The organism is Halobacillus sp. KGW1, from assembly GCF_001592845.1.
GTDB lineage: Bacteria > Bacillota > Bacilli > Bacillales > Halobacillaceae > Halobacillus.
On record NZ_LSOC01000006.1, the window covers coordinates 76188 to 89929 of the forward strand.

Here is a 13742-nt window from a genome sequence, read left to right on the forward strand (position 1 = left end):
AAGCACCCGGGTTTCCGGGTGCTTTTTTATATCACCTGATGAAATATTGAACATATCCCACCAATATACATACAGACGCCCACTCCACTCTTTCTTATGATGGAGATGAGGTGAAGTTATGTATCGAATACTATGGAAAAACAGAAATGTGCGTTTTTATTTATTAGGCGGAAGCATATCACGACTTGGCGACAGCTTAGCTGCAATGGCCTTTTTGTTTCTTGCCCATGACCTGACGGGGTCCGCGGCCCATACGACAGCCATGGCAGCAGCAGAAACCGCTCCCTATTTACTTTTCGGATTAATCGGCGGAGCAATAGCGGATGCCCTGCCCAAGAAGAAGCTGTTGATCATCCTGGATCTCCTCCGTATTCCCTTGGTCGCGTCCATCCTGCTGCTCCATTATGCAGATGCGTTGTCCTTCGGCGCCCTTCTTATCATCAGCTTTCTTCTCCAGTCAATCGGCTGTTTCTTCAATCCGGCACACCGTGCTGTCCTGCCTATGATTACAAAGGAGGAAGAACGTTCTGCCGCCAACAGCCTTTACGACACCATGACTAGAGGCGTTACAATAGGGACGCCTCTTCTATCGATCCTCATCATTGAAACCATGGGAGTGGTCCACTTCTTCAGTTTAGATGCGTTGACCTATGTATGGAGTGTCCTATGCCTTGCGCAGATCATAATGGTAGAAAAGCGAAGTACAAAGTTCTCGATCCGTTCCATCGCACCTTCTATCGGGTCCTTTCTTAAGTGGGCGGGAAGAATGCCGACTATCCGAAGCCTTTTTTTCTTCACGTTTTATACGGTGTTTATGAATACGTGGGTATGGCAGGTGGGATTGCTGCTCGCCCTTATGGAGGCAGGACCGGACGGGGAGCTGTGGTACAGCGGAATTCAAGGAGTATTCGGTGCAGTCGTCATTATAACCAATCTACTCGCCCCGCTATTCATTCAGAAATGGGGGCTGCACCACTATGTAATCGGTGCAGCCGTTTGGGGAACCGGTATTTTGTATTACGGCGCTTTCTATAAACCGGAGCAGTTTGTCATTGGCACGATCCTTATCGGCATCGGTATTCCTGTTGCAAGCCTTTCCCGGGTCTATTTACTGCAGAAATACGTGCCGGAGTCCAAGATGGGAAGGGCATTCAGTACAAATGCCGTTCTACTGTATGCCGCAAATACCATTTCCCTTGCCTTCTTTGGACTGCTCTCGACTTTCCTGTCCATTCAGACACTTATGATTATAAGTGGCTGCTGTATCGTCTTTTTATGTGTGGCTTCGTGGTTAGGTAAAGGCGTGCCGTTTACGAAACTGCGTCGGCGTCTGATGATAAATACGTCTAAATAATTGATTATAAACCGCAATGCTTGAGAACCCGTGTTCCGTTGCTATCGTTAAGACGGATCGTTTCGTATGAAGCAGATCCTGCTGACTTCTGAACAAGCGGTACATCTGAAGCCATGAATAAGGAGAGACCCCGCTCTCCCGCTTAAATAGATGAGAGAGCTGGTATTTATCCATACGAGCGACTTCCGCTATATCTCCAAGCGTCCAGTTCTCGCGGTAGCCTTCCTTCAGTGCATCCATCACCCGGTTTAACGGATCAACGCTTTGTGTTAAAACTACGTCATGTCGGTGAGAGCCAAGTCCATACTTAAGCAGGAGGATGGCAAGCTGCACCATACTGTTTTCCACAAACAGGGAGCTGGAATCTCCCCCCTCCGACTTCAAAAATGACCGGACGAATGATACCCACTGATGAACGGGCTCCTGCCGATAAGGAAGAGCGGCGAATTCCGGGGATTCCGATGGGTAGCCAAGCTCTCTAGCGGTCTCCATCAAAAATTCAGGACGGATTTCTACAAGGAACTTTTCTTCCTCTGCCTTCCACTGCTTATGTTTCATAGTTGGATTAAACAGGACAAACTGCTCTTTATCAATGACCAAGTCGCCCGATTCTGTCTGGTAGCAGCTCTGCCCATATGGAGAGAAGACAAACTTATAACAATCGTCTCTCCTCCAACTTCTTTCTCCCAATCCGTCGTACCTTTGAAGAAATAACCCATGCGCATTCTCTACAATCATGACAGCTCCTCCTCCGCTCCCACATTCTGTCATCATTGTATCATTCTTTATGTGGAAGAGTCTCCGGTTCGAGAAGGTTCCTCCGTCCTATTACAAGAAGTTTCTCGTAATTCCGCCTCCAGGAAACGTTCGGCATCAAGGGCCGCCATGCAGCCGGTTCCTGCCGCCGTTATGGCCTGACGGTATTTCTGATCCTGCACATCACCGCATGCGAATATTCCCGGAACATTCGTCTTTGTCGTTCCAGGCTCAACCAGCAAATACCCCTTCTCATCCATATCCAATTTTCCATGCAGGAAATCGGTGTTAGGATGGTGTCCGATCGCCACAAATATTCCGTCCGCTTCGATCATTTCCTCCTTGCCTGATTCGTTATCCTTCACTTTCATGCCGGTAATTTTGGCCCCGTCCGAGATCATCTCCACCGGTGTCTTATTCAGCGCCCATGTTACTTTTGCATTCTCTTTAGCCCGGGTCTGCATAATCTTCGATGCCCGCAGTTCTTCCCGTCGGTGAACGACTTGGACGTGATCCGCAAATTTCGTAAGAAAAGCGGCCTCTTCCATGGCGGAATCCCCCCCGCCGATAATGAGTACCTTCTTGCCTCTGAAAAAGAAACCGTCACACGTGGCACACGTACTGACCCCTCGACCGATGTTCTCTTTCTCTCCAGGAATTCCAAGCAGCTTGGCAGAAGCGCCTGTGGACACAATCAATACCTCTGTCTCCAATTCTCCTATTCCGCTCACTTGCAGCTTAAACGGCTTCTGATCCACTTCCACATTTGTAACCCACCCCTTCTGGAAAGTTGCGCCGAACCGTTCCGCCTGTTTCCTCATATGGTCCATGAGAACAGGTCCCATAATTCCATCCGGGAACCCTGGGAAATTTTCCACTTCCGTTGTCATGGTAAGCTGTCCCCCCGGCTCCGGACCTTCTATGACAAGCGGCTTCATGTTCGCTCTCGCCAAATAGACGGCAGCGGTCAACCCTGCAGGTCCTGTGCCTAATATTATTGCTTGATACGTCATGAATGCTCCCCCTCTTCTTTTCCTTTTTGTCCACGATTCCAATATGAACCTCATCAGAATTAATGTATGCATCTGAAAAGGAAAAGACCCCTCCGTCAACCGTTTATACCAATGACGAATGACCATGCATCCCGCCTCTATTTTCATATACTGGGAAGGAAGACCCGAGACTTGGAGGAGAAAAGCATGCCAAGAAAAAGAAAAGATCGCAGGATTCGAAGGCCGGGGTTTTGCGTTTTTCCAGGATACAGGTACTGCGGTCCGGGGTGCAGCGGACCGGGAGAGCCCATCAATGCCGTCGATGCCGCCTGCAGAGCGCACGATGAGTGCTACCGGATAAAAAAAGACTACTGCGCTTGTGACCGTGCATTTCTGAAACGACTAAAAAAACTTCAAACACCGGAAACGCAGGAAGGCAGACATGCTCATACCTTGTATCAATATATGAAGGTTCAGAAGACATTCACTTGTTTCTAAAGGCAGGAGCCGGAAATGTGGTCCTGTCTTTTTTTATTGCGTCTCCTCTTCACAAAATTATCAATTATAATAGAGGAAGGAGAAACGAGCCTACTTTTCAAAAAGGAAAGAAGTGCTTATAATAGAAATCAGTATGCATATTTTTGAATGATTTGGTTTCGTCAACACGAGAGGATGTATAACTCAATATGAAGTTTGAAGAAAGGTTTGATTGGCAGCTCTTCTTTATTGCTTGTTGTTTTGTCGTTGTCAGTATCGTCGCCTTATACAGCGCCCAGCAAAGTGGACAATATAATGAAAACTTTGTCCTTAAACAATTGCTGTGGTATGGACTGGGAGCTGTCGTTATCGGCTTCATGCTCCTCGCTGACCCGGAGGATTTCAAGAACATCAGCTGGTATTTATACGCATTCGGCGTGCTCCTGCTGTTTCTTCTCGTTATTGCTCCTCCATCAATCGCACCCGTGATCAAAGGACAAAAAAGCTGGTTTGTTCTTCCTGGTTTAGGATCGATGCAGCCGGCCGAGCTGATGAAGATCTTTACGATTCTTGCCCTCGGCAGAGTCGCCGTCAACCACAACCAAATACACCGTGTATCTACATTAAAAAGTGATGGTATTCTCCTGCTGAAGCTCGTTGCGACGACAGGTCTTCCATTACTGTTGATCATGCAGCAGCCCGATTTAGGGACAGGCCTTGTGTTCATCGCCATCTTGTCCGGATTTATTCTTATTTCCGGCATTCAATGGAAAATCATTCTTCCTATTTTCGGATCCATTGCTGCACTGGGAACGACGTTGATCTGGCTCGCTCTGCAGGCACCACAGATCTTGGACAAATACTTAGGAGTAAAATCATACCAGTTGGGAAGGATTTATTCCTGGTTCCAACCTACGAAATACGAAGATTCAACCGGTTACCAGCTCGTCAAAGCGATGAGGGCAATCGGTTCCGGTCAGTTGTATGGAAAGGGATTTGGAGAACGGGAAGTATATCTGCCGGAATCACAGACGGATTTCATTTTCAGTATTATTGCAGAAGAATACGGTTTTCTCGGTTCTTGTATCGTCATCATTCTGTTCTTTTTCCTGATCTACAGATTCACGACGATTGCGTTCCGCGCCAACAGCAACTATAGTTCCTACGTCATGGTCGGTATCATTGCTATGATTGCCTTTCACGTATTCCAAAACATCGGAATGAGCGTGCAGCTCCTGCCGATTACGGGTATCCCGCTTCCATTCATCAGTTATGGAGGTAGTGCCCTGCTTGGGAATCTGATTGCGCTAGGTGTTGCATTTTCCATATCGTACCACCATCGAACCTATATGTTTGGAGATTAAAAAAAGCTTCGGAAGCAAATGCTTCCGAAGCTTTTTGTTTTATTCTACTGTTACACTCTTCGCAAGGTTACGCGGTTTATCAACGTCACAATCACGGTGTAAAGCAGCATAGTAAGAAATCAGCTGCATCGGGATTACAGACACAAGTGGTGTCAGTAATTCGTGGACATGCGGGATGACGAATGCATCGCCGGATTTATCCAAGCCCTTCATACTGATAATCATGCTGTTAGCCCCACGTGCTTCTACTTCCTGAACGTTACCACGGATGGAAAGGTTCACGTTCTCCTGGGTAGCCAAAGCGATAACCGGTGTACCTTCTTCAATTAAAGCAATGGTACCGTGCTTCAACTCTCCACCTGCAAAACCTTCCGCCTGGATGTAAGAAATCTCTTTCAATTTCAAGGACCCTTCCAAGCCTACGTGGTAATCCAAACCACGGCCGATGAAGAAACAGTTACGCGTTGTCGCAAGGTAATCACGAGCTAATTCTTCCATCTTCTCTTTCTGCTCTGTCAATGCCTCCATTGTGTTAGCTACGATACCAAGCTCCTGCATCGGATCGAAATCAAGCTTCAATCCTTTCGCACGGGCAGTATCCACGGCAAGGATAGCAAGGACAGCCATTTGTGCCGTATATGCTTTCGTTGATGCAACGGCAATCTCAGGACCTGCATGTAAGTGCAGGGTATAATCCGCTTCACGGGAAAGGGTGGATCCAGGGACGTTTGTAACCGTCAACGCCGGATGACCAAGTTTCTTCGTTTGGACAAGGACAGAACGACTGTCTGCTGTTTCTCCAGATTGAGAAATGAAAATGAACAACGGTTTTTCTGATAGAAGCGGCATGTTATAGGAGAATTCACTCGCTACATGTACCTCTACCGGAATGTTGGCCAATTTCTCGATGAATTCTTTTCCAAGGAGACCGGCATGATAGCTGGTACCCGCAGCAATGATATAAATGCGGTCACACGCTTTCATTGCCCCGCGGATTTCCGGATCCAATTTGATTTCATCATTTTCGTTCTGGTATTCCTGGATGATTTTACGGATTACGAAAGGCTGCTCATCGATCTCTTTCAACATGAAGTGAGGATAAGTACCTTTTTCGATGTCTGTAGCATCCAATTCTGCTGTAAATGATTCACGGGAAACAGTAGAGCCGTCAAGCTTCTGGATTTCTACACCGCCGCGGTGAAGAATAACTGTTTCTTTATCCATCAATTCCATGAATTCATTCGTCACATGCAAAGCAGCCATGGAGTCACTGGCTACGACATTGAAGCCTTCACCAAGACCGACTAGAAGCGGGCTCTTGTTCTTCGCTACGTAAATGGTATCTTCATTCTCACGATCGATCATCGCTACTGCATAAGAACCTGTGAGCAGTTCAACCGCTTTACGGAAAGCAGCTGCTACGTCTTTCATGTCGTTATACAGCACTTCGATCAATTGTACGATGATTTCAGTATCGGTCTCACTCTTCAACTCAACATCCGTCAAGTATTCATCGCGGACTTCCACATAGTTCTCGATGACACCGTTGTGTACAATAGTAAAACGGCCGGAAGTACTTTGGTGAGGGTGTGCGTTCTCTACGCTTGGCGCACCGTGTGTCGCCCAACGCGTATGCCCGATCCCCATTGTCGCCTTCACATCTCCGTCGACTGCTTCTCTCAACGCAGCGATACGGCCTTTCACCTTCGTCACTTCCACACCATCATTATTTAAAGTAGCGATACCAGCAGAGTCATATCCGCGGTACTCAAGCTTCTCAAGACCAGTCAAAAGAATTTCCTTCGTATCTTCTTGTCCAATATATCCTACAATTCCACACATAATTGTTATCCTCCTATAAAAAGAAGAAGGGCAACGAATATGCCGTCTATAATCCAAGGGGCGATTCGCTGCCCCTCTCCCGATCATTGTTTTTTTATGATGTACTTGGTTCCCATGTGTTGTTCGAAGAGTCACCTCTACGGTTTACACGGAAACAGACGGTCGAAGTACGCAACCGGGAGGCATCCGCCGAAACATCGATGAACCTCCACCTCGTCAACTGTGTTTGCTTCGTTCGTCCTACACAGTCCTGGCGCTTTATTGTGATTCTCAACCTGACAATCCTCCTTATCTATCTCTAAATTCGGACGTCCAGGAATTGGGTATTTCCCTACTTTTTTTCAAAATTCAAGGACTTCGTTCATTTTACCTGAGAGAACATCAATTGGTCAATATAATTATTAGACCGTTACAGAAATGTAAGTTCTCTGTAATAACATATGCGCAGGCTCCACCATTGTGAAACCTGCGCATCATTCATCTTACTCTTCCATTCCAAGTTCTTCTTGAACGACTTGGACTACTCTGTCTACATATGTTTCACATTGTTCTTCCGTCGGTGCCTCAACCATGATCCGGACAAGTGGTTCCGTACCTGAAGGCCTTACAAGTACGCGGCCGCTGTCGCCCATCTCTTCTTCTACAGCTTGAATAGCGTCTTGAATACGCGGATGGGTCTGAACACGGTTCTTGTCGATAACTCGTACGTTTTTCAATACTTGCGGGAACTGTTCCATTTCACCAGCAAGCTCAGAAAGAGGCTTGCCTGTTTCTTTCATAACGTTGACCAATTGAAGTGCAGAAAGCATTCCGTCACCGGTAGTTATATGATCAAGGAAGATGATATGACCGGATTGTTCACCTCCAAGGTTATAGCCGCCGCGACGCATCTCCTCCATGACATAACGGTCGCCTACTGCCGTCTTGTCACTCTTCATACCATTTGCTTCTACAGCTTTGTAGAAACCAAGGTTACTCATGACCGTGGATACGACAGTGGAATGGTTAAGCGTTCCATTTCCATTCATATGTTTAGCACATATGTACATGATACGGTCGCCATCTACGATATTCCCTTTCTCATCGACTGCAATCAAACGGTCACCGTCTCCATCGAAAGCCAGTCCTACATCCGCTTTCTTTTCTTTGACCAGGTCCTGAAGCAGTTCCGGATGAGTCGATCCGACACCTTCGTTAATGTTCAGACCGTCCGGGGACGAACCGATGGAAGTGATGTCTGCTTCCAAGTCCGCGAACAAGTGGGACGCAAGCGAAGACGTAGCTCCGTGAGCGCAATCCAGCGCAATGTGAAGACCATCAAAATCATAGTCCACCGTCTGTTTCAAATGCTGCAGATATTTCTGTCCACCTTCAAAGTAATCATTGATTTGTCCAAGGTCCGCACCAGAAGGACGTGGGAGGTTGTCCTCTTCCGCATCTATCAATGCTTCAATTTCTTTCTCCTGGTCATCCGTCAGCTTGAAGCCGTCCGGACCGAAGAACTTGATTCCGTTATCCTGTACAGGGTTGTGAGAAGCAGAAATCATGATCCCTGCTTCCGCTTGAAGTGCCCTCGTCAAGTAAGCGACACCTGGTGTAGAAATGACACCGAGACGCATGACTTCCGCTCCAATGGAGAGTAAACCTGCCGCAAGCGCCCCTTCCAGCATTTCTCCTGAAATCCTTGTATCACGGCCGATCAACACTTTCGGCCTTTCCGCACCTTTCGTCACTACATATCCACCGTAACGCCCCAATTTAAACGCCAGCTCAGGCGTCAACTCTTTGTTGGCGACGCCGCGGACGCCGTCCGTACCAAAATATTTACCCATTTCAAGACCCCTCTTTCTATTCTTACCAATTCTTTATTTTCTACGAATTATTTTTCTTTTACTCATGCTTTCAGAGCTTCAGTCGCCCGAGTCTGTTGAAGTATCCACATCCACCTGAACTTCCAGATTCCCGGGGCTGACCTCTGTCACCCCTTCAGGTACCGGGATTTCTACTTCAACAGTATCGTCCTCTGTAATATCAGACACATCCACTGGAATGTCCGGCAGTTCTTCCATGCTGTCCAACGCCTCTTTTGAACCGGAAACGGTAACGGTCTCTGTCTCTGTCGTAACAGAATTAACTACGACACCATCCGGCGCTTCGCCCTCTGGAACGACATTCACACCGACCTCTTTCTGTCGTTTTGCAATCGGCACGGTCACATTAACTGTCGTCGGTTCGACAAGGACATTCAATTCATTTCCTTGGTTGTCATACACTTTAACAGGAGCTTCCTGATTTTCAATAGTCTCAGAAGCGTCTCCCACGTCTATAATTGCTTTAACGGAAGCGACTCTTTCCATGACGGAAGAGGCACCGGTAATGGAGACAGCAGCAGGATCGACTTCCGCTTCTCCAATTTCCAAGCCCGGGTTCATCTCACGTTCATTAATGTAATCGACATTGACCTCATAATCTTCGGTAGCCTTCTCTTCAATGGTCACTTCTATCATCTTCGGATCCAGCGTTACAGCCAACTGATTTGAAATACCGGAATGTTGAAGAGAAACTTCATGCGTACCTGGACCAAGACCGTTTAAATCTGCAAAGACAGTGAAGTTCCTCTGTCTTTCGACGGGAGCAACTGCTCCTGCAGGACCTTCCACCCTAACAGAGACTTCCTGAGGCAGGCCGCTGACTACATACTCTTCACTATCAAACCGGATCTCCAGTGGTACGTCATCCATCACTTTCATATCCGACGATGTCTGATTAAAGAAAAGAGAATCAGAATCCATGTTACTTTCGACATTGACTGTCACCCAAAGCAGCACGGCCAGAATCAACGAAATAATCCGGATAAACCAGACACTTTTCAGCCAATTATCCATTCTTTTTCCCCCTCCAGTTCCAGCTTTTCACCGCGGGGGATGAATGATCCAATTCTGTTCGTAATATCTCTTCCAGTTTGACCTGATCGAGGTCACGGTGCAGTTCACCGTTTTTGGTGCAGGATATAGCCCCTGTTTCTTCCGATACGACGATTGTAAGTGCATCGGTCACTTCAGAGATTCCCATCGCCGCGCGGTGTCTCGTTCCAAGCTCTTTGGAGATGAATGGACTCTCCGACAATGGAAGATAACAGGCAGCGGCAACGATCTCATTGCTTTTAAGTATGACCGCTCCGTCATGAAGCGGAGTGTTAGGAATAAATATGTTGGTTAACAACTCGCTCGACAAGTGGCCGCCGACACGAATACCTGTCTCCACATAATCGTTCATCCCCGTGTCTCTTTCAATAGTAATCAAGGCACCAATTCTACGTTTTGCCATGTAATTACATGACTTGATAATCGCCTGCAGCGTCTTCTCCGCGTCTTCTTCTTCTGAATTATTCCGACTGAAGAAACTGCCGCGGCCGAGCTGCTCCAATGCTCTTCTCAATTCCGGCTGGAACAGTATGATTATAGCCAGGAATCCCCATGTAATTGCCTGCGACATCAACCATCTTAACGTGGTAAGCCCAAATAAATTACTCAGCAACCAGATTCCAAGGACAACGAAGATCCCTTTCAACAACTGAACAGCCTTCGTCCCCTGAATCAGCATGATTAATTTATATACAACAAACCAGACAAGGGCGATATCAACAGTAATCAGAAGGTAATCTAACACATCTAATCCCCCATCAAGCATGCCTACACTTCCTTTTATATAAGATAAAGCTTTTTAAATTTTTTCACGGTTCCCATTATATCACATAACTTTTTGCTAATATATAATCCCGTCGTGACCAGCGACTTTTCCACACCTATAAAAAACAGCATGACTGGTGTCATGCTGTCTCACTGCTCATCAGAATTAAATGAGAAAATATCTTCCACCGTTTCTTTCGTGTGGTACCAAACCCACTCATACACCTGATTGACTTCTGTGAGTTCTCCAGAGTACGCACGCAGATTATTGGAATCCAACCCGGAATCAACTTTCCCTTTCGGATTTCCCTCGAGAATGTCTCCATTGATGATTGTTACATCACCGTTAATCTTTCCATCTATCTGCAGATCTCCATTTCGCACAACGAGGTCCCCGTCTACGGTTACTCCTTCTGGTACGATCACGGTTTGATCACGAATCTCCAAGTTCTCCTGCTTGGACACGGTTACTTGCTGATCCTGATTCCATGCCGTAAAGATCCCGCTGAACATCAGAAGGAAAAACACGGCAGCAGCCGTTAAAATAGGATGCTGCTGAAGTTTCCGCAAGTATCCTTTCCGCTTCTTCTCTTTTGGAAGGTTCGCCATGACATTCGCAGTAAACCTTGGAGGAGCAGAAACCAGTGTACTGTTCTGTATCAACGTCGTTGTCTTCTTCAATTCATGAAAGTGATGCTGACAAGCTTCGCAGCCCTGCAGATGGTCTCTCAGTCGTCGTTCATCTTCTTTATTTAATTCTCCATCCAGATACTGATGCATGAGTAGCACTGCTTCTTTATTACAACTCATTCCCTCTCAACTCCTTCACACATGTCGAAGCTTCTTACGTAACGCTTCTCTACCCCGATGGACCCTTGTCTTCACTGTTCCTACAGGAATATCCAATACTTCTGCAATTTCCTGGAGCGCCATCTCATCAAGATAACGCAGGACAATGACACTTCTATACTTCGGAGGCAGTGCAAGTATTTCTTTGTGGATGTAGGATTGAAGCTCCATAGTCTCCACCTCTTCTTCAGGCAGCGCCTGATCAGCGGCAAGCTGGGAGTACATATCCAGTCCATCCGTTCCCCTCACTTCGGCATCGAGATGGTAATCGGGTTTTTTCTTACGGATGCGGTCAATGGATAAGTTCGTAGCAATTCGATAGAGCCATGTCGAAAATTTACGGTTCTCATCAAATTTATGAATATTGGTGTAAGCACGTATGAATGCTTCCTGTGCCAAATCTTCCGCTTCATAAGAATTCCCTATCATCCTGAGACATATGTGATACACTTTGTTCTGGTAAAAAGATACGATATCTTCAAAAGCTGCCTGATCGCCCTTTTTCACCTGTTTTATTTTCTGTTTGATCATGGTTTCCATCTACTATACCTCCGCTGCATCTGCGGTCGATACCCTTTACGGATGACCTCGCCCTAAAGTTTCAAAAAAAAATACATTTTTTTGTCTAATATAAGTTTAACTTTTTTTACTATCGGTTATAAAGCTGTAAATGTAAAAAATTTAGGAGGACAAATAATGATAAAGCGTTTGACCGCTCTGACAGAGGAAATTGAAGCCTGCCGCCTGGAAATGACACGCCTTGCCCGTTCCCATCAATTAAGCTCTCCAGAGGTTGTGCGTGTCAGCGTGCAGCTCGATCATCTACTTAACGAGTATGAACTGCTCCATAATAAAAAACAGCAGCCAGCCTTAAAGAAGGCCAGCTACTGTTAAGGATAATGTATGTTACTTTAAGCTTTCACCAAATAGAGATCCCATCAACCCTACCGCTACGCTAGCGGTTTTATTTTTTTCATCTAAAATTGGGTTGACCTCCACAAACTCTGCAGACGTAATCATACTCGATTGATGCAGCATTTCCATAGCTAAGTGGCTCTCCCTGTAGCTCAACCCACCGATAACCGGAGTACCTACACCTGGTGCATCATTTGGGTCCAATCCATCCAAATCCAAACTCAAATGGACACCATCCGTACGATCCTGCAGGTATTCTATTGTTTCTTCCATCACTTTTGTCATGCCCATTCGATCCACTTCGTGCATCGTGTACACCTTGATTCCTTTTTCTTTAATTAATACACGCTCTCCTTCATCAAGGGAACGAGCTCCGATGATAACGATGTTTTCCGGCTTGATCTTAGGCTCATACCCGTGGATACCTGTCAGCTTTTCATGACCGATACCAAGACTCACTGCCAGCGGCATACCGTGAATATTTCCGGATGGGGAACTATCCGCTGTATTAAGGTCACCGTGTGCATCGTACCAGATGACACCAAGGTTCTCATAATGCTTTGCCACGCCCGCCAGTGTGCCCATCGCTATACTATGATCGCCACCCAGCACGAGTGGGAAGCGCTCCCCTTTAATTACCTCATCTACTTCCGAAGCCAAACGCTTACTTCCTTCTGTAATTTCATCCAAGTTTCTCAAGTTATCCTGTTTTACTTCTTGTTTATATGTCGGACGAGGAATCTCGATGTCCCCGAGATCTTTAATATCGTAGTTTAATTTCTCCAGCCGTTCAATCATTCCTGCGTATCGGATGGCGCTGGGTCCCATATCCACACCTCTGCGCATTTGACCAAGATCCATCGGAACACCAATAACTGAAAGTTGTTTATTCATCAAAGCTCCTCCTTTATACTCTATACCAATTGTATCCGTTTTTACAGCAATGACTCAACCAGACATCATTATGTATATATATACGCATATACCGGGTAATCAGGGGTTCCTTCTGCATGTTTACAAGTCTATCCAAGAAAAGAGGTATCCCGTTTCTCCACACAAAAAAACCTGACAATCACCTGTCAGGTTATGTATGAAATATCACGTTAGTTTATTATTTAAATGGTGGAGCCTAGCGGGATCGAACCGCTGACCTCCTGCGTGCAAAGCAGGCGCTCTCCCAGCTGAGCTAAGGCCCCTTTAATATGGAGCGGGAGACGGGATTCGAACCCGCGACCCCCACCTTGGCAAGGTGGTGTTCTACCACTGAACTACTCCCGCAAATAAGAATGAGCCATGAAGGATTCGAACCTTCGACCCTCTGATTAAAAGTCAGATGCTCTACCAGCTGAGCTAATGGCTCATGATGTCAAAATGTGTGCTTACAATTAGTAGAGGATCTTACTATACGAAAGACACTAATTGAAAATGGCTGGGCCAGCTGGATTCGAACCAGCGCATGACGGTACCAAAAACCGTTGCCTTACCGCTTGGCTATGGCCCAATG

13 protein-coding genes and 4 tRNA genes are annotated in these 13742 nt (G+C 46.4%); 4 read left to right on the forward strand and 13 right to left on the reverse strand.

Features of this window, described 5'->3' with window-relative positions:
• The first annotated feature begins 118 nt into the window (after positions 1-118).
• Positions 119-1354 carry an MFS transporter gene (locus AXG56_RS18370; protein WP_062515794.1) on the forward strand — a complete coding sequence of 412 codons (1236 nt, stop codon included), beginning with the start codon at positions 119-121 and terminating at the stop codon, positions 1352-1354.
• On the opposite strand, the gene AXG56_RS19250 is transcribed toward AXG56_RS18370, so the two are convergent.
• Both AXG56_RS19250 and trxB read right to left on the reverse strand, forming a co-directional pair.
• Positions 1292-2092 (reverse strand): helix-turn-helix transcriptional regulator, encoded by an 801-nt coding sequence (locus tag AXG56_RS19250; protein WP_062515795.1) that lies wholly within the window; start codon positions 2090-2092, stop codon positions 1292-1294. The two genes, AXG56_RS18370 and AXG56_RS19250, sit on opposite strands and share 63 nt — an antisense overlap.
• A 47-nt stretch (positions 2093-2139) precedes the next feature.
• Positions 2140-3123 (reverse strand): thioredoxin-disulfide reductase, encoded by a 984-nt coding sequence (trxB, locus tag AXG56_RS18380; RefSeq protein ID WP_062515800.1) that lies wholly within the window; start codon positions 3121-3123, stop codon positions 2140-2142.
• Positions 3124-3309: 186 nt separating this feature from the next.
• On the opposite strand from trxB, the gene AXG56_RS19255 reads away from it, so the two are divergent.
• Positions 3310-3600 carry a phospholipase A2 family enzyme gene (locus AXG56_RS19255; protein WP_026578843.1) on the forward strand — a complete coding sequence of 97 codons (291 nt, stop codon included), beginning with the start codon at positions 3310-3312 and terminating at the stop codon, positions 3598-3600.
• A 188-nt stretch (positions 3601-3788) separates the two neighbouring features.
• Complete coding sequence (locus AXG56_RS18390) at positions 3789-4943, forward strand: FtsW/RodA/SpoVE family cell cycle protein (protein WP_008635818.1); 1155 nt, start codon at positions 3789-3791, stop codon at positions 4941-4943.
• Between the two features lie 39 nt (positions 4944-4982).
• Here AXG56_RS18390 and glmS read toward each other — a convergent pair whose 3' ends face one another.
• The 6 genes from glmS to sigW form a co-directional block, all read right to left on the reverse strand.
• The gene (gene glmS / locus AXG56_RS18395; RefSeq protein ID WP_008635816.1) at positions 4983-6785 is read right to left on the reverse strand and encodes a glutamine--fructose-6-phosphate transaminase (isomerizing); all 1803 of its coding nucleotides are present in this window, start codon (positions 6783-6785) and stop codon (positions 4983-4985) included.
• Positions 6786-7267: 482 nt separating this feature from the next.
• Entirely contained in the window at positions 7268-8617 is a 1350-nt protein-coding gene (gene glmM / locus AXG56_RS18400) for a phosphoglucosamine mutase (RefSeq protein WP_062515797.1), read from the reverse strand.
• A 78-nt stretch (positions 8618-8695) separates the two neighbouring features.
• Positions 8696-9670 (reverse strand): YbbR-like domain-containing protein, encoded by a 975-nt coding sequence (locus AXG56_RS18405; RefSeq protein WP_008635813.1) that lies wholly within the window; start codon positions 9668-9670, stop codon positions 8696-8698.
• A complete protein-coding gene (gene cdaA / locus AXG56_RS18410; protein WP_008635812.1) occupies positions 9663-10475 on the reverse strand; it encodes a diadenylate cyclase CdaA in 813 nt (270 codons plus the stop codon). Before cdaA ends, AXG56_RS18405 begins: the two co-directional genes overlap by 8 nt.
• Positions 10476-10624: 149 nt before the next feature.
• Positions 10625-11284, reverse strand: coding sequence for an anti-sigma factor (locus AXG56_RS18415; protein WP_062515798.1), 660 nt, complete (start codon positions 11282-11284; stop codon positions 10625-10627).
• A 15-nt stretch (positions 11285-11299) separates the two neighbouring features.
• Entirely contained in the window at positions 11300-11863 is a 564-nt protein-coding gene (gene sigW / locus AXG56_RS18420; RefSeq protein WP_008635810.1) for an RNA polymerase sigma factor SigW, read from the reverse strand.
• Between the two features lie 156 nt (positions 11864-12019).
• On the opposite strand from sigW, the gene AXG56_RS18425 reads away from it, so the two are divergent.
• Positions 12020-12217, forward strand: a complete 198-nt coding sequence (locus AXG56_RS18425) for an aspartyl-phosphate phosphatase Spo0E family protein (protein ID WP_008635809.1) — start codon at positions 12020-12022, stop codon at positions 12215-12217.
• Positions 12218-12229: 12 nt separating this feature from the next.
• Here AXG56_RS18425 and rocF read toward each other — a convergent pair whose 3' ends face one another.
• From rocF to AXG56_RS18450, 5 genes are all read right to left on the reverse strand, one after another.
• The gene (gene rocF / locus AXG56_RS18430; protein ID WP_008635808.1) at positions 12230-13132 is read right to left on the reverse strand and encodes an arginase; all 903 of its coding nucleotides are present in this window, start codon (positions 13130-13132) and stop codon (positions 12230-12232) included.
• Between the two features lie 226 nt (positions 13133-13358).
• A tRNA-Ala gene (locus AXG56_RS18435) sits at positions 13359-13434 on the reverse strand.
• Between the two features lie 7 nt (positions 13435-13441).
• A tRNA-Gly gene (locus tag AXG56_RS18440) sits at positions 13442-13516 on the reverse strand.
• 9 nt (positions 13517-13525) lie between these two features.
• Positions 13526-13598 (reverse strand) — tRNA-Lys (locus AXG56_RS18445).
• 66 nt (positions 13599-13664) lie between these two features.
• Positions 13665-13739, reverse strand: a tRNA-Gln gene (locus AXG56_RS18450).
• Positions 13740-13742: the final 3 nt, after the last annotated feature.